The following is a 16,937-nucleotide window of genomic DNA, read 5'->3' as shown; positions in this document are numbered from 1 at the left end:
TGATTATAAATGTGCTTGCTAAAAGTTGGAGGGACGTGAATTTTTTTGCAGAATAGCTGTTGCACCGACTGACGACCCGACCACAATGACCATTACCCGGCCTTACCAGCCAACCACACGAGGAGCAAAAATGAAAAATCCAGACACAGAAACATACGATCCGTACACTGCAAGAGGGATGGGCGACAACAACCCGCCGACCTCTGCATATGAAGAGATCAAGCAGGAAATCGAAGACCTGTTCGATGAGGCGAAAAATTTCGCGGACGGCGAAGCCATCGACAATCAGGCGCTTGCTGACGCCGTGACCGAACTGCACGACAAGTTGAATGATGCTGGAAAGCGTGCCGATGAGGTTCGCAAAGACGAAGCCAAACCGCATGATGATGCCAAGGCTGAAATCCAGACGCGCTACAACAAGCTGATCGGCAACACCAAGACATCAGGCAAGGGCAAGGTCGTTCTCGGCAAGGAAGTGCTGCAAGGTCTTCTGACACCATGGCGCAATAAGGTTGCCGCCGAAAAGGAAGCCGCAGCACTTGCGGCGCGAGAGGAAGCCGACCGCGTAATCCGCGAGGCGCAGGAAGCCATGCAGGCTAGCGCTGGCAATCTGGAAGCCCGTGAGCAGGCAGAAGAACTGGTCAAGGAAGCCAAACGAGCTGACCGTTGGGCGAAGCGAGAAGATAAGGCAGCTACTACTGGCACAGGCCTTCGTTCAGTCTGGCATTGCGATCTGGTTGACGAGGGCGTCGCGCTTGATTGGGCATATGGCCGTTCGCCAGAGCGTTTCAAAGCTGTTGTGCAGGCAATGGCGGAAGAAACCGTGCGCGCCGGTATGCGTCAGGTGCCTGGCTTTACGGTAAGGGAAGAGAGGGTGGCGAGGTGATGGCTACAACCGTCTTCAAAAAAACGTTTCATCTCTCTGAAATTCGTGACGATGATTCAGTTGACCTCTCGCTCCCTTCAGGTTCTGAAATATTGACTGTAGCTGAGCAGTTCAAAGACAGTAAATCTCTGCAAGTCTGGTATCGCTGTTGTCCAGACGCTCCAAAAGTATCACGGAAGTTATTCGTTGTCGGGACTGGCAATCCAGCCCCTAATAAGTCGCGGGCATCCTATATTTCTACCGCAATCTTGGGAGGCGGCGGTTTGGTTCTCCACTTTTTCGATGGTGCAAGATGACCAACTACGGCGACCAATTCATGAGGTGCCTAGAATGTGGCGGCACCGCCGAGGCCGAATGCGTTGATGTAGGTGTCGGACTGTACATCGATGACGAATACGAATGCGCCTGCGGCTGGAATTCGGCCGCAGATGGACGGATGAACGTCGCCGCCTACAGCGACTGGTTTCCAGACATGATTGCTGACCGGCAGCGAGGCAAAGAAGAAAGGGCAGTATCGTGAAGGTAATTACTTACGCTATAGCGTTGTTTTCCTTGCCGGTAGTGCTTCTGTATGTGGGTATTTTCCTTACAGAAAAAGGAGTTCCATTTCCGATCCTGTTTGTTATTTGCGCGACTATATCTTTCGCCTTTTCATGGCACTGCGCTCGACTGCTGGTATTCGGACGCAACTGGTAAAACCATCAACTCCCGCCAGCCACCAACTGGCGGGTTACCACACACGAGGAGAGAATATGTCTTACGCAGAGTTGTTGGCGCGTAAAAGCGCCGACGCGCCACTGCGCGGGCTTTCGTCTATTCCGTCGCTACACGAAGGCATGTTTGCTTATCAGCGTGACGTAACCGAGTTTCTACTCGGTGTAGGCGGAGGTGCCGCGTTCCTTGATACAGGGCTTGGGAAAAGCTTTGTCGCATTAGAATGGGCGAGAGTCGTCTCGGAGCAGGTCGGAAAGCCTGTTTTGATGCTCGCGCCGCTCGCCGTTGCACCGCAGCATGTTCGAGAAGCGCAGAAATTCGGATACGAAGACGCGCGCGTTGTTCGCTCTCAAGATGATGTTGGACCGGGCATCAACGTCACGAATTACGCAAAAATAGATCATTTTGACCCAAGCGAGTTTGCTGGTGTGGTGCTTGATGAGTCCAGCGTCATCAAGAATTTCACCGGCCAAACAACCCGCAAAATGATTGCGATGTGGAAAGACACGCCATTTCGTTTGGCATGTACCGCAACGCCCGCTCCAAATGACCACATGGAGTTAGGCCAGCATTCGCAATTCTTGGGCGTGATGAATTCAAACGAGATGTTAACTCGATGGTTTATCGCCGATCAAACGAATATGGGCCGATATCGTCTCAAGGGACACGCCGTAAAACCATACTGGAGTTGGGTTGCGAGCTGGGCCAGATGCATTTCTAAGCCGTCAGATCTTGGTTATTCCGACGATGGTTTCGGATTGCCGCCTTTGGAGACATTTCGACACGAAATCAGGGCCGACCTGAGTGTCGACGCGGGGGAATTGCTGTTTCGCATTCCCGATACGAGCGCAGCAGCCATTCATAAAGAAAAGCGCCTAACCGCCAACGCCAGAGCTGAGGCAATAGCTGAGCAGGTGAATTCAGAGCGCTCCGAGCCTTGGGTTGTGTGGTGCGACACTGATTATGAAGCTGATGCTTTGACTAGCCGTATTCCCGATGCTGTCGAGGTTCGGGGATCGATGACCGACAAGGTAAAAGAAGATCGATTGGTTGGTTTTAGCGAAGGAAATATCCGCGTAATCGTCAGTAAACCGTCAATCGCTGGTTTTGGCTTAAATTGGCAGCACTGCGCTCGAATGGCATTTGTCGGACTGTCGTTCAGCTACGAGGCATATTACCAGGCTGTGCGTCGCTGCTACAGATTTGGGCAGAAACGACCAGTTCATGTGCACATTGCGCTAGCAGATACCGAGCGAGCGATCTGGGACACAATCAATCGCAAGAGCGGCGATCACGAGCAAATGAAGCGCGAGATGTACGCAGCGATGCGTCGAGTTCACCAGAAACGCCAAGTTAAGATCAACTATCAGCCAACCACGCCTGTAAACTTGCCCGATTGGGTGAAGGGAGCTTTAGCATGACCTATGTTCTAGACCAAGCAGCCGGCGATAAATGGGCGGCTTACAATGCAGACTGCGTGCCATTCACGCAGGGTTTGCCTGATGCGTCGGTAGATTTCAGTGTTTACTCCCCGCCGTTCTCTTCGCTCTACATCTATTCGGAGAGCGTGGCAGACATGGGAAACTGTGCGACTGACGACGAGTTCTTTGAGCAGTACCGTTACTTGGTGCGTGAAAAGCTCCGTGTGACACGGCCGGGGCGCCTAACCGCAATCCACGTCAAAGATCTGGTCTATTACCAGAATAGCAGTGAACGTGGCACAGCAGGTTTGCGTCCTTTTTCAGATGACTGTACCCGCCTTCATATTGAGGAAGGTTGGGATTTTCATTCGCGTATTACAATCTGGCGCGATCCAGTGCGGGAAATGCAAAAAACTAAAGCGCATGGGCTTCTCTGGAAGACACTTCGAGCTGACAGCACGTTTAGTCGCATGGGTATGCCTGAGTATCTGCTGGTTTTTCGGAAGTGGGCGAAGGATGGCGAAGAAGTTAAGCCCGTCACCCACACCAAAGAGAGTTTTCCAGTTACAGACTGGCAGGATCATGCGTCGCCAGTATGGAACTTTAGCAAGCAAGATTTGCCCGAGACTGATGTTCTGAACGTTAAGGTAGCTCGATCAGACAAGGACGAAAAACACCTTTGCCCCATGCCTCTAAACATCACAAAGCGCGCACTGCGAATGTGGTCCAATGCAGGTGACACCGTCTTTTCGCCGTTTATGGGCATTGGATCTGAGGGATACGTTTCTCTGCAAAACAACCGCCGCTTTCTCGGCACAGAATTAAATCCCAACTACTTCAAACAGGCAGTGAAAAATCTAGGTGATGCCGCGGCGGTCGGTGAAGTGCCGAGCCTCTTTGGAGATAACGACAACGTTGGGGCTGCAAATGCAGCCTGACGACATCTGCCACATCTGCTCCCGCCACGCCGTTGGTCTCGGCGTGCAGGAACACAAAGAACCGATCCGCTGGCTATGCAAGGAATGCGCAGATATTGCCGAGCATATCCGATCCCGCCGCAGGCTGGACCCTTACGAACTGCGCGCTCTTGATACCGGCGTTGAGTCAGTCGGGGCCTTCCTTGGCTCCATAGGCAAAACCGACCTTGCTGACTGTGACGAGCTCGAAGCGCGCATGCTGGTGAAAGCCGCATGGGAAGGCTGCGGGCGAGGGATGCGGGAAGCTTTGAAGGAGGCGCCGTTTTGACCGCCTACTACAACGAATTCGATCCGAAAGCTGCCGCTTGGCTGCGGGAGCTAATCAAGGCAGGACACATAGCCCCGGGAGATGTTGATGAGCGTTCAATTGTCGATATTCGACCTGCCGACCTCGTCGGATACACACAATGCCACTTCTTTGCCGGGATCGGCGTCTGGTCCTACGCATTGCGCCGAGCAGGGTGGCCCGACGACCGTCCTGTCTGGACAGGTTCCTGCCCCTGCCAGCCTTTCAGCGCAGCAGGCAAAGGAGATGGGTTTGCTGACGAGCGGCACTTATGGCCGCACTTCCACTGGCTTATTCAAAACTGCCGACCTGCAGTCGTCTTTGGTGAACAGGTTGCGAGCAAGGACGGACTCGGCTGGCTCGACCTTGTACAAGCTGACCTGGAAGGATCGGGCTACGCCAGCGGGGCGGTCGATACCTGCGCTGCGGGCTTCGGTGCGCCGCACATCAGACAGCGACTCTACTGGGTGGCCTACAGCCCAGGCATCCGACGGGTCGGGCGGCGGTCAGGCAGCGAGGGCTATGAACCCGGACAGATCGAACGATCTGAACGACTTCGCGATGCTGACCGGCTGGCCGACGCCAACAGTATCGAACAACGGCAAAGGGGAGGCGCCGGAAGTGCGGCAGGCGAAGGGTTTCGGCCTGAACTTGGCGGATGCAGCGTCGACATCAGGCTGGCCGACGACGAGCTGCAGCAACGACCGCGAAGCACGTCCCGTGGTAATGAAACGCGAGAACGGCACGAAGAACCAGCAGCGTCTGCAGGATTTTGCAGCAATGGCAGGATGGACAACAGCCTCAGCATCGGACGGATCGCGAGCGGGAACGGGAATAACGGCAAACATGACGGGCAGCAGCTTGCCTCAAATGGTGGCAATGGCAGGCCCGGCCCGACTAACGGCCTCTGGACAGATGCTGACTGGCTCCACTGCCGGGATGGAAAGTGGCGGCCAGTTGAACCCGGCACATTCCCGCTGGCTCATGGGTCTGCCGCCCGAGTGGGACGCCTGCGCGGTTACGGCAATGCAATCGTTGCGCCAGCCGCGCAAGCCTTCATCGAAGCGTATCTCGAAACCGAGTTAGTGGCCGTCAACGACAACAGCCCGTTTGCCAAAGCCGCTTAAGGCAGTCGACCACTGCCACCTTCGTGGTGTCGTTCCATGTATTTTCGACAAAGTTGAACAATCGCTTCATTGGCCTCTTCTTCGGACAGATTTGTCTGAAGATGGCCTTTGAATGTGATGGGTTCTCCTTTGAACACATCGATCACTGACCAGCTGCCGTCGGCCTCGTGTCGTGCTGCATACCCATTCTCAGCCATAGTTTCCTCCTTCAGGAGTTCACATGCACCATTTACAGATGCAGCCTGCAATTGCAGATACCGACCCAATGCTAGACGTCGCCCTGTCGTATCAGGCGCAAAACTGGCCAGTGTTTCCTTGCCGCCATCGCGACGATGAATATGTCGATCAGGACGGTTGTATTGAAATCCTCGCTACTAAAACGCCTTTGACATCAAACGGGTTCCGTGGAGCGACGCTGAATGAGCGCATCGTTCGCGAATACTGGCGCCGCAATCCATCCGCTATGATCGGGGTGCCGACAGGTGCACCTATTGGCGCATGGGTTCTTGACATCGATCCGAAACACGGTGGCGACGAAACACTTGCAGCGCTGGAGGCCGCACACGGCGCGCTGCCTGCAACACTGACCGCAGAAACCACGAGCGGCGGCCGTCACTACTTCTTTCGTCATCGTCAGGGTGTTCGCAACCGCGGCGCGCTTGGCTCCGGCGTCGATGTGCGCGGTGACGGAGGTTATGTCATTGCAGCCGGTAGCGTGCCGGAGATTGGCTTGCCTTATCGCTGGGGCGCGGAGCAAGAGCCGGTCGACGCGCCAGACTGGTTGCTTGAGCTTGTGTTGCCCCGCTCATATGAGAGCACATACACAGCATCGCCATCTGTGAGTGGCAAGATCAACGACCGCTATGTCGAGCGTGCAGTTCAATCCGAGCTGGACGATCTTGCGCTTGAACCGATGGGCAACCGCAACAACCGTTTGAACGACGCCTCGTTTCGTTTGGGTACATTTGTCGGGGCAGGTGCTCTGGCTGAGTCCGAAGCGCGCGCTCTGCTGCAGGACGTAGCCCGGGGCTGGGGGCGTGATTGGCCGCGCTGCGTTAAGACGATCGACAACGGCCTTGCTGCTGGTGCACGCAGCCCACGCAGCGTGCCGCAGAATGATAACGACAACACACGTCTGGTGGATATCAGCCGCATGATTGCGAATGGATTGGCGAAAGCAGAGGCGCGCACGGACGTTATTGCAGAGTCAGTTGCTAACTTCGATGAGAATATTAGCAATGGCGAACAAACAACTGAAAATAAACGTGCGATTATCGCAACGCCGTTTGTTTGGAAAGACCCGGCGACACTGCCACGGCGCGAGTTTGCATTCGGTAAGCACTTCATCCGCAAGTATGTTTCGGTGACAGTTGCGCCGGGTGGTCTAGGCAAAACTGCGAACAGCATCGTCGAAGCACTCGCCATGGCGTCGGGTAAAGCGCTCAATGGCACGAAACCTCCGAAGCGTCTCAAGGTCTGGCTTTTCAATGCCGAAGATCCGCGTGACGAACTCGAGCGTCGCATCATGGCCGCCTGTATTCATTTCAATCTGAAGCCAGCTGATATCGATGGGCATCTGTTCCTAGACACAGGACGCGAACAGGAATTGGTCATTGCGATCGACGACAAGAAAGGCGTGCGGATTCAGGAGCCCGTCGTTGAAGCTGTTGTTGAAACGATTTCGGAGCTTGGTATCGACGTGATGATTGTTGACCCGTTCGTGTCGACGCACCAGGTCAATGAAAACGACAACGGCGCAATCGACAAGGTGGCCAAGCTTTGGGCGCAGGTCGCTGACCGGACGAACTGCTCAATCGATATCGTGCACCATCTGCGAAAGGTGAGCGATCGTGAGGCGACCGTTGAAGATGCACGCGGTGCTGTATCCCTGATCGGGGCCGCGCGCTCTGTTCGTGTGCTCAACCGCATGTCGGAAGCTCAGGCGAGTGAGGCCGGCCTTACACACGAAGCGCGATTTTCATATTTCAGCGTGGTCTATGGCAAATCGAACTTGTCGGCACTGTCGCACAAGGCTGACTGGCGAAAATTGGAAAGTGTCGCGCTGGGGAACGGGCAGGGCCTGACCAAGCCTCAAGATCATGCGCCGGTCGTCACGTCATGGGCATGGCCGACAAGCGAGGAAGTGGCTGAGACATTGACCGAGGACGAACGCGACGCAATCCGTGGTGTTGTGAACGGTGGCATGTATAAGCCGGCGCCGCAGGCCAAAGATTGGGTAGGGCGTGCCGTTGCGTATGCGTTGCAGCTGGACGTCGACGAAGAGACAGACAAGAAGCGTGTCGGGATGATCACCAAGGCGCTGTTCGCGGAGGGCTTCTTAATGAAGGTGGAAGACCGGGACCCTGTTCAGCGCAGGGCGACGACGTTTGTGCGAGCGATGTGAAGAGAGCGCCCTACGGGGCGCTTTTTTGTTACTCGAATCCAAATGTAGGTTTAGAATCATTCGAAGGATCAACCACCGCTTACACTTAATATTGATATCTTGTGGAGAATCGCTCCAGTTTCCTGTTATGCGGAGGTGGCGATATGTCAAAGAAAGATCATCTTGATAAAGATATTACCTTTTCAGGGCAAATAACCGAGACTGGTGTAAAAGCGTCCGTTAGAAGCAGACTTGCATCGGGTATTGATCGTCTTTGCGGAAGTGTCGCGGATTTAGGTGCTTCTTATTTCGAAGGAATAGCAGAAAGACGAAGAGCGCAGACAGAGGGTGAAGTTGCGCTAATTAAACAAGTCGCCAAACTTGGTATTGAGAGATTGTCTTGTGATGAATCTCTTCAAGACAGGGCAATTGCACAGCATTATGATAAGGTTCTGCGTGCGCAGGCAAACAAGGATGCAGTTGTTCGCGAAGCAATAATTGATTTGAAAGAACAGAGTGAACAACCAGACGATCATTCCGGGCCTGACGTGCTCAGCGAAGAATTTTTAGATCGTTTTGAAAAGATGGCTGGAGACGCAAGCACGGAAGACTTGCAACATCGATGGGGCAGAGTTCTGGCAGGAGAGATCCGTAAACCTGGAACATTTAGCAGGAAGGTCATGCGGGCTGTCGATGAACTGGATAGTTATGTAGCAAAATTGTTTGAAGAAGTTAGTTCTGCAGGTATTGGTAGCTGTATTATATTAGGGTGCCTTCGCGAAATTCATTATTCTGAGCGTTTGAAGTTGGCTAATTTTGGTTTGACAGTGGATCATACCGAGCAAATCCGCAAGTTCACAAAAATATCTAATGGAACAGGACCAGACCTTTGGGTTGTGACGTTTGGTGACTATGCGATAGGGTTTAATGCAAACTGCGTGCCGGACTATTCGAATTCGAGAGTGCTAGTAAAGTTTGATGATATACCATGCTTGCCCATCTTTCTTTTAACTGAATCTGGCGAAGCCCTCCTTACGGTAATATCGCGCGATGAGATTGCAATACTTAGAAGGTTGGCAGATCTCATCGAAACGGTTTTGGGCGGAGAGAAGATTGTCGCGCTCAAATTAGATCCTGTTTTAAATATGCTTCGCACGATTCAAGACTTTTAAATACGGCCTTTGATACAACCCACTGTCACAATCGAATTACAACCATAGGTAACGCGTAAGTCTTGTTGCGTAAGTCTCAAAAAACCTAAAAAGACTTGCGCAAAAGCACGCTGCTTTTAGTGCGTAAGAGTTCTTATATAGAAACTTACGCACAAAGCGCGCAGCGCGTAGTTCTATGCGTTTGAGAACTACGCACTTTTTAGAAAATTTCCTGATTGAAAAATGCAACCTGATTTGAGGTCGGTTGAAATTATGCCGGTCGACGCTTGACCGACGTGTCACTCCCACCATGATGTGAATTGTCAGCCCACCAAGCTGACGCACCATGAACACGAGGAGAGACCATGACACGAAGGCGTGCGCTGAAAGGCGCGTCATCCAGCAAGCCTGAACCAAGCAAGCTCAATTCCCAACCTGCAGCGAAGCCAAAAGCCACAAAGCAAACCGTCCGCATTAATGGCATCAGAACGATCATTACGACACGTGATGGCAAGGTGACGACAAAAGCAGCCCTGCCTCTGGAATGGGAACTGCAAGCTGCACAAGTCCGCAGCCTGCGTAAACTGCCAGAATACGTACACACAGCGCGGGACGTTCGACCGGGAACATTCACACTGGCCGGAGATCAGAACGCAGCCAAGCGCGGCCCTACGGCGAGAGCTGAAGCGTTAGCAGCAGGTCTGACACCGGGAGAAGCAGACGTCCGGATCTATCTCTACGGTGGTGTGCTGCGGCAGATTGAAAACAAGGTCGGCAAGGCCAAGCTCGAACCAAGCCAGATAACCCGCCATCCGTTGCTTGATGCTCTTGGCTTTCCTGTTGTGGTCGTCAGGGCAGTCACCGAGGACGATGCAGCAGAGCAGGCAGTGAGGCTGGTTAAAGGCTGGCTGCTGGAAGCTAGCGAACAAAGGGAGGCCGCGTGATGGCCGATACAAAGTTTACGCCGGGGCCGTGGTCTTTCGAAGTGATCAGGCACATCTGGAAGCTCGGAATGAATGCTGCAATCGCTGAAGGGTATGTTCCTACTGATCAAGCGGTGAATGACACGATCAATGGCGTATCTGACGCCAACGCCCATCTAATCGCCGCAGCACCAGAGCTTTATGAGGCGGTTGAAGAACTGACCGCCGCAATGAAGAAATATGGAATGGATGTGGATGGAGATGCGCCTGCCGCACACCGCGAGATGATGCACAAAGCGGAATCAGCCCTAGCCAAAGCACGAGGTGAAGCATGAGCAAGACAACGCGTCACGGATCTATTGCTGAACAACTCAAAGCGCTTATGGCCTACCGCAATCGTCCTGAAGAAGAATTCGAGCCGCTGCAGACTAACTGGTCTGTTACACCGGCTGCGAATGACAATGATCCTGAAGAAGTCGCTGACATGGGGTTCGAGCGTAAACGGCTCGTCACTCCATCGGTGCAAGCCATCATGGATAGTGTTGCAACCGGTGAAGTGAAAACAAACGACCGTGACCAGATAGTAAGGATTGGACGACTACGATTCAGCGACGGCAACCAGACAGAGGTCGGTTATGTGCTAGGAATCGACGGCGACGTCATTCAGGCAGACATCCGGATGCCGACAGGTTCAATGCTTGGATCTCGTGACAAAACGGACGTTCAGTCAGGTGGTGGCGCTGACCCAAGGCACATAGTGGACAGCAATCACTATTTCGCAGCTACTCTGGATACTCAACCATCCCGTTACATTCCTTCGAAGAAGCGTCGCAATGGTCAGAGTTTCACAGCAGAACAGTCAGCGCAGACATTAGCTGAAGCTTACGCGAACACTGACATGTCGAAGGTAACCTACACCCGATATCCGAAGGGGTTGCCGTGTGGATCGCCAAAGATAGCCGATAGCTTCCTTGGTATGCGAAAGACAACCTGTGCAGGAGGCGGAGGAGAGGCTTGGGAAGATACGCTGTCAGCAATGATCGAGCGCAACGTTTGGTTTGATGCATTGCAGGATTTGAAAGATAGGGATCGAGACATCCTTGACGCTGCGATGACAGCGAAGAACTTTACCAGTGTGTCGCCCGGTGGAAGTGATCGCGGCGCACGGAAGCGAGGACGTCGGGAATTGTTAGCCGCAAACGATAATCTGGCAGCAGCAATTAAAAAGTATGCAGCGTAAGTTCCGATTATACGATCTCACGGAGAGTATAGTGAAGGGGTTCAACCGCATAGCGGTTGCCCCGCACTGTTCCGTGCGCAATGGCGACGGACCCGAAGACATGCTGCAGTCAGGTGCAGTCTCTGAGCTTCGGGTAACTACCCGACGACAGTAGAAAGCATGCCGACCCCACTGGCTTTGCCATGCGTCACCTGCGCTGTCGTCAATCTGAAAAGCAAGCGCAATCCCCTGCAGTCATTGGCTCGCAGACATAGGCAGTGCACGCCTGCATTGCGCTTGCCAATCCATTCAAATCCCCGGCGCCGTATCTCCTCCGGCAGACGGGATACGGCGGGTTGAGCTTATTTAAAGGGCTCCCCGCCGATCAATTAGCGAGCTTGCGCTGTTGCCAGTAGCGATTACGTAAACGTGGTGCGAGCCACCATGCGATAGGTGGGCTGGCAATTAAGCTGATGGCCACAGCAATCGGAAGCAGCATCGCTGCGTTATCAGCGAGTGCGGGAACCGATAGAACGGTTATGGCGCCAACGCCGAACACAACAGCATTCACAACGATACTCAGCATAGCTGCGATTTGAAATCTAACTGACATGATCGTTCCTCCTGTGAAAGGAACGTCGATTTTCGTTGTCGGTTCCCTGACCAATTGAATGCGGAGTGGAGAAGTGGTCAGCTCGTCTGGTTCATAACCAGAAGATCGTCGGTTCGAATCCGACCTGCCGCAACCAAACAAGACCAGCGACGCCTCTGTCTTACGCGCACCCAAGTTGGTTGCTTTCTCGGAGGCCGGCCCATGACACAGCGCACGTGGATCCGCCTCTATAAAACTGCCCGATGGCAGCGAATGCGCGAACGACAGCTGACCGAGCAACCGCTGTGCGTGTTCTGCTTACGGGTAGGTGACGTCGAACCGGCGACGGTTTGTGATCATGTCATCGCTCATAAGGGAGACGAGTTCCTTTTCTGGGATGCAGGCAACCTCCAGTCACTTTGCAAGACGTGTCACGACCGAACAAAGCAGCGTTTGGAGCGAGGTCAGGACATCGTGACCTTCGGGGCCGACGGGTGGCCGGTTTGACCCCAGGGGGGCATCAAAAAGTCGACGAAGGCCGAAAGCGCCGGAACGGCGAGGGTCCACAGCGCACGCATCCACAATTCAAAATATGACCCCTGTGAAGGATTTATGCCATGGCGAGGCCAAGAACGCCTCGCGCCAAGGCGGCAGTCGAGGCAAGCGATAAGAAAAACCCGCAGCGCTTTAAAAACCGAATCGATGCCAAGGCCGATGGCCCACTCGGCAATCCTCCAGCATGGTTGAAGGATACGCCGGAGCTCAAAGCCAAGGCGGCATGGAAGCTGTTTGAAAAAGAACTTCCATGGCTGAACCAGTCACACCGCACGCTAGTCGGAATGGCGGCCAATATTCAGGGCCGCATCATGGCTGGGCAAGAAGTTGGCGTGCAAGCGATGAACTTGCTGCGTCAGATGCTTGGCCAGATGGGCGCAACGCCTGCGGACGCATCGAAAGTTGCGACTGGCGACGACGGCGATGAGAAGGACGATCTGCTTGACTGATATGCCTGCGCTGGAGCGTGTGAGCGCTTACGCGCAAGCTGTCCTTGACGGCACTGAGATTGCAGGCCCGCACGTTCGGAACGCATGCCAGCGTCATTTCGACGATCTGGCGACAGGACATGAGCGCGGGCTCTGGTTTGACGACGAAGAAGCGGATCGTGTGTTCCGCTTCTTCGAAGAGCGCCTGAAGCTCTCAGAAGGCCAGTTTGAAGGCAAGCCCTTTAAGCTACACGCATCGCAAGCATTCAAGCTCGGTTCGTTGTTCGGTTGGAAGCGTGAGGACGGTTCCCGCCGTTTTCGTCGTGCGTACATCGAAGAAGGCAAGGGTAACGGCAAATCGCCATTCGCTGGCGGAGTCGGCTTGTTCGGATTGATCGCCGACAAGGAAGCTGGCGCGCAGATTTACGCTGCCGCTGCAAAGAAAGAACAGGCCGGCATTCTTTTCCAGGACGCTGTGAAAATGGCCCGAGCTGCACCCGCTTTGATGCATCGTGTGAAATTCAGCGGCGGTATAGGGCGTGAGTTCAATATAGCGCACCACAAATCGCAATCGTTTTTCCGTCCGATCTCAAAGGATTCGGGAAAGTCGGGTTCTGGTCCTCGTCCACACTTCGCGCTTTGCGATGAGGTGCATGAGCATCCAGACCGATCGACGATGGAAATGTTGGAGCGTGGCTTCAAGTTTCGTCGCCAGCCACTGCTTTTGATGATTACGAACTCTGGCAGCGACAAGAACAGCATTTGCTGGGAAGAACACGAGCACGCAGTTCGGGTTGCAGCCGGGACGCAGACGCCAGACGAGGTGTTTAACTACGTCGGTGAAGTCATCGACGACACGACGTTTGCATGGGTTTGTGCACTCGATAAGGGCGACGACCCTCTGAATGATCCTTCTTGCTGGAAGAAAGCTAATCCACTTCTCGGTGTGATTCTGACACAGGAATATCTTGCTGGCGTTGTTGCTCAGGCCAAACAAATGCCGGGCAAGCTGAACGGCATTCTGCGTCTGCACTTTTGCTGCTGGACAGATGCCGATAAGGCGTGGATGCCGCGTGAGACTGTCGAAAGCGTCATGGATGACTTCGACCCCGAAGAGGAACACGCTGACAAGCCGGTTTTCATGGGTGTCGACCTTTCGGGCAGTAAGGATATGACTGTTCTTGCCTGCGTGGTTCCTACGGGTTTCATGGAAATGGAACGCGATGACGGAGCTACAGTCAGTCTACCGACCTTTGATGCGTGGGTGGAGGCTTGGACGCCACAGGAAACGCTGCAAGCCCGAGCGCAGGCCGACAAAGCGCCATATGAGTTATGGGTGCAGCAAGGCTGGCTCAATGCCACTCCCGGCAAACGTGTCCGATATGACTTCGTTGCAGCACGACTTCAGCAGTTGGATCAGCAGTTCGAAGTCAAAGCCATCGCTTACGACCGCTACGCATACGACAAATTCCGCGAAGAGGTCGACGCGCTCGGCATTGAAGTCGACCATGTTGCACATCCGCAGGGCGGCAAGGTCAGGGCTAAACCTGAGCCAGCTAAGGTTGAAGCCGCAAAAGCCGCTGGCCTGCCACCGCCGCAAGGCTTGTGGATGCCGGGTTCGGTGCTGGCGCTAGAAGACATGATCATCGACGGGCGCATTCGCATGAGGCGAAACCCGGTGTTGATGACTGCGCTCATGGGCGCCACGTTCGATCACGATCCGCAAGAAAACCGATGGTTTGTCAAAACGAAAGCTTCGGTGCGCATCGACGCGGCTGTCGCGCTCGCAATGGCTATTGGTGCTGCGATGGACACTCCGATTGAGCCTGAAGAAAACCTAGATGACTTCATCAATAACATGGTGGTCATCGCCTAACTCACGACGGAGCGAATATGGGCTTCATTGATAGATGGGTCGGAAAGCCCATCAAGCTCACCGACGGCGAGTTCTGGCGCGGTTTCTTCGGCCTTGGAACGACGTCAGGTGAAAAAGTTACTTATGAAAAAGCTCTTGAGCTTGATGCCGTATGGGCGTGCGTAAATCTCGTATCCAATTCTGTGAAAACGCTGCCATGCAACGTGTTCAAAGACGATGGCGTCACAATCGATCGTGAAAACGTTCTCTATGAGCTGCTTCACGATATGCCCAATCTTGATGACACGGCGTCTGATTTTTGGGCCATGGTTGCGATGTGCCTTTGTCTGGATGGAAACTTTTTCGCCGAAAAGAAGATGAACGGGGGCAGGCTTACTGCTTTGAACCCGTTTCATCCTCTCGCAGTCAAGGTTTGCCGCGACGACAGGAATAACCGCTATTACGAAGTGACTGAAACCGCCAAGGGCAAGTCCGGCACGATCCGACGTATCAGCGAAGACAAGATGTTCCACGTTCGCGGCATGGTAATTCCCGGCTGTGATCGAGGTCTTTCGCCAATTGGCGTTGTCAGGAACACTGTCGGGAACGCGCTTGCGGGTGAAAAGACGGCTGGCAAAATGTTTGCCAACGGCATGCAGGTTGCGGGCGTTCTTTCATCTGACCAGATCCTAAAACCCGAACAGCGCAAACAGCTCGGTGAGGTGCTTGGTCAGTTTGCTGGGTCTGATAAGGCCGGTAAGATTGCTGTTCTAGAAGCTGGGCTTAAATACCAGCAGCTGACAATCAATCCGCAAGACGCACAGATGCTCGAAACACGCCAGTTCAGCGTTGAGCAGATCTGCCGCATCTTCGGCGTGCCTCCTGTCATGATCGGACATGCGTCAAACGGGACGACGACCTGGGGTAGCGGCATTGAGCAACTGATCCTCCAGTTCACCAAGACCTGCTTAACTCCGTTGCTAAGAAGCATTGAATCGGCAGTCTATCGCGATTTGCTGGACGCAAAGACGCGCAAAACGACTGTCGTGAAGTTCAACATGGAAGGCCTGTTAAGAGGCGATAGCCAGGCGCGCGCTGAATTCCTTCAACGGATGGTTCAAAACGGCATTTATACGCCGAATGAGGCCAGAAGTTACGAAAACAAAGCGTCGAAGCCGGGCGGTGACGAACTCATCGTCAACGGAACAATGCAACCTTTGCACGGCATCGGCCACAACGGCGGACCATCGCTTGATGACGCGCCCGAAACGCGCGCTGCTTAAGGATACTTTATGAAATTCGAACAAATTTTGTCAGCCTTTGAGGCTGAGCCGTGGGCGATTCAGCGCGAAAAACTGGCAGTTCTTGCGGATGTTATCGCAGCTCGTGCTGCCGGTGATAAGTTCGTGACGTCTGAATTTGCTGCTGCTGTTTCTGATGCTCGGGCGAAAGAGATCGCTGAAACCGACGGTAAGGTCGCTGTGATCCCTGTCTATGGGGTGCTTTCTGACCGTATGGACATGTTTTCTGCGATGAGCGGCGGCACTTCATACGCTGGCATCAAGCGGCAGCTTCACAAGGCGCTGTCTAATGACGATGTGAAGGCCGTGGTGCTCGATGTTGATAGCCCTGGCGGTTCCGTTCCCGGTACGGATGAATTGGCAACGGAGATCCGCAAGCTACGCGGAGGCGACAAGCCGATCATCGCGCAGGTCAACAGTCTCGCTGCAAGTGCCGCATACTGGTTGGCTTCATCCGCTGACGAAATCGTTGTGACGCCTTCCGGCAGAGCAGGTTCAATCGGTGTCTACACAGCGCATGACGATATTTCCGCTGCATTGGATAAGGCGGGCGTCAAGCGGACGTATATTTCCGCTGGCAAGCATAAGGTTGAAGGCAACGAAACTGAGCCGCTTGGCAAGGAAACGCTGGCTTATATTCAGGAAAGCGTGAATCGCTCGTATGAACGCTTCCTAACGAGCGTTGCCGAAGGTCGCGGCATCACCAAAGCGCGCGTCGAAGCCGACTTCGGTCAGGGGCGGGTTTTCTACTCTGAAAAGCTCATTGAGCTGGGTATGGCCGATCGTGTCGCAACGCTTGATGAGACATTGGCCCGCTTTGGTGCCGATACCGAACCAACATATGTGCGCCGGGTGAAAGCATCTAATGCCGCAAAGGCAGATGCAGCCACGCTTCTTGCCTCGAAAATGGCAACAGGCGAACAGATTACCAAACGCGAATTCGAGAATGGTTTGAAGGGTCTTCTAAACCTGTCGAATTCTGAGGCAGAGCGGGCCGCTCGGCTCTACCTCAAGGAAGGTCAGGGGGCTCCTGACGTCGAGACGGATGCTGCTGCTTTGGCAGCCCTAAACCGGCTTTTGGCCGAAGCAAACACACCACTCATCAAAATCTAAGGAGCC

The 16,937-nt window shown here is 54.0% G+C and carries 19 protein-coding genes and 1 tRNA gene; 18 read left to right on the top strand and 2 right to left on the bottom strand.

Features of this window, described 5'->3' with window-relative positions:
* Positions 1 to 130 precede the first annotated feature (130 nt).
* From J2782_RS03760 to J2782_RS03730, 7 genes are read left to right on the top strand one after another with little or no spacing between them, the layout of a single operon-like run.
* On the top strand, positions 131 to 886 hold the full coding sequence (locus J2782_RS03760) for a hypothetical protein (RefSeq protein ID WP_310010236.1): 756 nt from the start codon (positions 131 to 133) through the stop codon (positions 884 to 886).
* A complete protein-coding gene (locus tag J2782_RS03755; RefSeq protein ID WP_310010235.1) occupies positions 886 to 1,182 on the top strand; it encodes a DUF7352 domain-containing protein in 297 nt (98 codons plus the stop codon). Before J2782_RS03760 ends, J2782_RS03755 begins: the two co-directional genes overlap by 1 nt.
* Entirely contained in the window at positions 1,179 to 1,406 is a 228-nt protein-coding gene (locus tag J2782_RS03750; RefSeq protein ID WP_310010234.1) for a hypothetical protein, read from the top strand. The genes J2782_RS03755 and J2782_RS03750 overlap by 4 nt, the downstream gene beginning before the upstream one ends.
* A complete protein-coding gene (locus J2782_RS03745) occupies positions 1,363 to 3,021 on the top strand; it encodes a helicase-related protein (protein WP_310010233.1) in 1,659 nt (552 codons plus the stop codon). Before J2782_RS03750 ends, J2782_RS03745 begins: the two co-directional genes overlap by 44 nt.
* Positions 3,018 to 3,959, top strand: a complete 942-nt coding sequence (locus J2782_RS03740) for a DNA-methyltransferase (RefSeq protein ID WP_310010232.1) — start codon at positions 3,018 to 3,020, stop codon at positions 3,957 to 3,959. The genes J2782_RS03745 and J2782_RS03740 overlap by 4 nt, the downstream gene beginning before the upstream one ends.
* Positions 3,949 to 4,266: a DUF6511 domain-containing protein gene (locus J2782_RS03735; RefSeq protein ID WP_310010230.1), complete on the top strand. Its 318-nt coding sequence runs from the start codon at positions 3,949 to 3,951 to the stop codon at positions 4,264 to 4,266. The genes J2782_RS03740 and J2782_RS03735 overlap by 11 nt, the downstream gene beginning before the upstream one ends.
* On the top strand, positions 4,263 to 5,411 hold the full coding sequence (locus J2782_RS03730; protein WP_310010229.1) for a DNA cytosine methyltransferase: 1,149 nt from the start codon (positions 4,263 to 4,265) through the stop codon (positions 5,409 to 5,411). The genes J2782_RS03735 and J2782_RS03730 overlap by 4 nt, the downstream gene beginning before the upstream one ends.
* Here J2782_RS03730 and J2782_RS03725 read toward each other — a convergent pair.
* Positions 5,408 to 5,608, bottom strand: coding sequence for a hypothetical protein (locus J2782_RS03725; protein ID WP_113499204.1), 201 nt, complete (start codon positions 5,606 to 5,608; stop codon positions 5,408 to 5,410). The two genes, J2782_RS03730 and J2782_RS03725, sit on opposite strands and share 4 nt — an antisense overlap.
* Before the next feature lie 23 nt (positions 5,609 to 5,631).
* Here J2782_RS03725 and J2782_RS03720 point away from each other — a divergent pair, with 23 nt between their 5' ends.
* The 5 genes from J2782_RS03720 (at position 5,632) to J2782_RS03700 (ending at position 11,108) form a co-directional block, all read left to right on the top strand.
* A complete protein-coding gene (locus tag J2782_RS03720; RefSeq protein ID WP_310010228.1) occupies positions 5,632 to 7,815 on the top strand; it encodes a bifunctional DNA primase/polymerase in 2,184 nt (727 codons plus the stop codon).
* A gap of 143 nt (positions 7,816 to 7,958) precedes the next feature.
* Entirely contained in the window at positions 7,959 to 8,966 is a 1,008-nt protein-coding gene (locus J2782_RS03715; RefSeq protein WP_310010227.1) for a DUF2806 domain-containing protein, read from the top strand.
* Between the two features lie 344 nt (positions 8,967 to 9,310).
* On the top strand, positions 9,311 to 9,889 hold the full coding sequence (locus tag J2782_RS03710; protein WP_310010226.1) for a VRR-NUC domain-containing protein: 579 nt from the start codon (positions 9,311 to 9,313) through the stop codon (positions 9,887 to 9,889).
* The gene (locus J2782_RS03705; protein ID WP_310010225.1) at positions 9,889 to 10,203 is read left to right on the top strand and encodes a hypothetical protein; all 315 of its coding nucleotides are present in this window, start codon (positions 9,889 to 9,891) and stop codon (positions 10,201 to 10,203) included. Before J2782_RS03710 ends, J2782_RS03705 begins: the two co-directional genes overlap by 1 nt.
* The gene (locus tag J2782_RS03700; protein WP_310010224.1) at positions 10,200 to 11,108 is read left to right on the top strand and encodes a hypothetical protein; all 909 of its coding nucleotides are present in this window, start codon (positions 10,200 to 10,202) and stop codon (positions 11,106 to 11,108) included. The genes J2782_RS03705 and J2782_RS03700 overlap by 4 nt, the downstream gene beginning before the upstream one ends.
* Positions 11,109 to 11,472: 364 nt before the next feature.
* Here J2782_RS03700 and J2782_RS03695 read toward each other — a convergent pair whose 3' ends face one another.
* Positions 11,473 to 11,700, bottom strand: a complete 228-nt coding sequence (locus J2782_RS03695; RefSeq protein ID WP_310010223.1) for a hypothetical protein — start codon at positions 11,698 to 11,700, stop codon at positions 11,473 to 11,475.
* Positions 11,701 to 11,759: 59 nt separating this feature from the next.
* On the opposite strand from J2782_RS03695, the gene J2782_RS03690 reads away from it, so the two are divergent.
* The 6 genes from J2782_RS03690 to J2782_RS03665 all read left to right on the top strand — a co-directional run bounded on the left by J2782_RS03690 (position 11,760) and on the right by J2782_RS03665 (position 16,931).
* Positions 11,760 to 11,836, top strand: a tRNA-Met gene (locus J2782_RS03690).
* Between the two features lie 65 nt (positions 11,837 to 11,901).
* Entirely contained in the window at positions 11,902 to 12,186 is a 285-nt protein-coding gene (locus tag J2782_RS03685) for an HNH endonuclease (RefSeq protein ID WP_310010222.1), read from the top strand.
* 110 nt (positions 12,187 to 12,296) lie between these two features.
* Positions 12,297 to 12,683, top strand: a complete 387-nt coding sequence (locus J2782_RS03680; RefSeq protein WP_310010221.1) for a hypothetical protein — start codon at positions 12,297 to 12,299, stop codon at positions 12,681 to 12,683.
* A gap of 1 nt (position 12,684) precedes the next feature.
* Positions 12,685 to 14,538, top strand: coding sequence for a terminase large subunit (locus J2782_RS03675; protein ID WP_310011054.1), 1,854 nt, complete (start codon positions 12,685 to 12,687; stop codon positions 14,536 to 14,538).
* Positions 14,539 to 14,555: 17 nt separating this feature from the next.
* On the top strand, positions 14,556 to 15,800 hold the full coding sequence (locus J2782_RS03670) for a phage portal protein (RefSeq protein WP_310010220.1): 1,245 nt from the start codon (positions 14,556 to 14,558) through the stop codon (positions 15,798 to 15,800).
* A gap of 9 nt (positions 15,801 to 15,809) precedes the next feature.
* Complete coding sequence (locus tag J2782_RS03665; protein ID WP_310010219.1) at positions 15,810 to 16,931, top strand: S49 family peptidase; 1,122 nt, start codon at positions 15,810 to 15,812, stop codon at positions 16,929 to 16,931.
* Positions 16,932 to 16,937: the final 6 nt, after the last annotated feature.

It is taken from the genome of Brucella pseudogrignonensis, assembly GCF_031454375.1.
GTDB lineage: Bacteria > Pseudomonadota > Alphaproteobacteria > Rhizobiales > Rhizobiaceae > Brucella > Brucella pseudogrignonensis_A.
This window is presented reverse-complemented; position numbering and strand designations above follow the sequence as displayed.

Bases quoted from the DNA above. Each gene is read 5' to 3' on its own strand.
- J2782_RS03750 (WP_310010234.1), top strand. From the start codon at position 1,179: ATGACCAACTACGGCGACCAATTCATGAGGTGCCTAGAATGTGGCGGC.
- J2782_RS03700 (WP_310010224.1), top strand. From the start codon at position 10,200: ATGAGCAAGACAACGCGTCACGGATCTATTGCTGAACAACTCAAAGCG.
- J2782_RS03670 (WP_310010220.1), top strand. From the start codon at position 14,556: ATGGGCTTCATTGATAGATGGGTCGGAAAGCCCATCAAGCTCACCGAC.
- J2782_RS03725 (WP_113499204.1), bottom strand. From the start codon at position 5,608: ATGGCTGAGAATGGGTATGCAGCACGACACGAGGCCGACGGCAGCTGG.
- J2782_RS03685 (WP_310010222.1), top strand. From the start codon at position 11,902: ATGACACAGCGCACGTGGATCCGCCTCTATAAAACTGCCCGATGGCAG.
- J2782_RS03695 (WP_310010223.1), bottom strand. From the start codon at position 11,700: ATGTCAGTTAGATTTCAAATCGCAGCTATGCTGAGTATCGTTGTGAAT.
- J2782_RS03760 (WP_310010236.1), top strand. From the start codon at position 131: ATGAAAAATCCAGACACAGAAACATACGATCCGTACACTGCAAGAGGG.
- J2782_RS03735 (WP_310010230.1), top strand. From the start codon at position 3,949: ATGCAGCCTGACGACATCTGCCACATCTGCTCCCGCCACGCCGTTGGT.
- J2782_RS03740 (WP_310010232.1), top strand. From the start codon at position 3,018: ATGACCTATGTTCTAGACCAAGCAGCCGGCGATAAATGGGCGGCTTAC.
- J2782_RS03710 (WP_310010226.1), top strand. From the start codon at position 9,311: ATGACACGAAGGCGTGCGCTGAAAGGCGCGTCATCCAGCAAGCCTGAA.
- J2782_RS03680 (WP_310010221.1), top strand. From the start codon at position 12,297: ATGGCGAGGCCAAGAACGCCTCGCGCCAAGGCGGCAGTCGAGGCAAGC.
- J2782_RS03665 (WP_310010219.1), top strand. From the start codon at position 15,810: ATGAAATTCGAACAAATTTTGTCAGCCTTTGAGGCTGAGCCGTGGGCG.
- J2782_RS03705 (WP_310010225.1), top strand. From the start codon at position 9,889: ATGGCCGATACAAAGTTTACGCCGGGGCCGTGGTCTTTCGAAGTGATC.
- J2782_RS03720 (WP_310010228.1), top strand. From the start codon at position 5,632: ATGCACCATTTACAGATGCAGCCTGCAATTGCAGATACCGACCCAATG.
- J2782_RS03715 (WP_310010227.1), top strand. From the start codon at position 7,959: ATGTCAAAGAAAGATCATCTTGATAAAGATATTACCTTTTCAGGGCAA.
- J2782_RS03755 (WP_310010235.1), top strand. From the start codon at position 886: ATGGCTACAACCGTCTTCAAAAAAACGTTTCATCTCTCTGAAATTCGT.
- J2782_RS03675 (WP_310011054.1), top strand. From the start codon at position 12,685: ATGCCTGCGCTGGAGCGTGTGAGCGCTTACGCGCAAGCTGTCCTTGAC.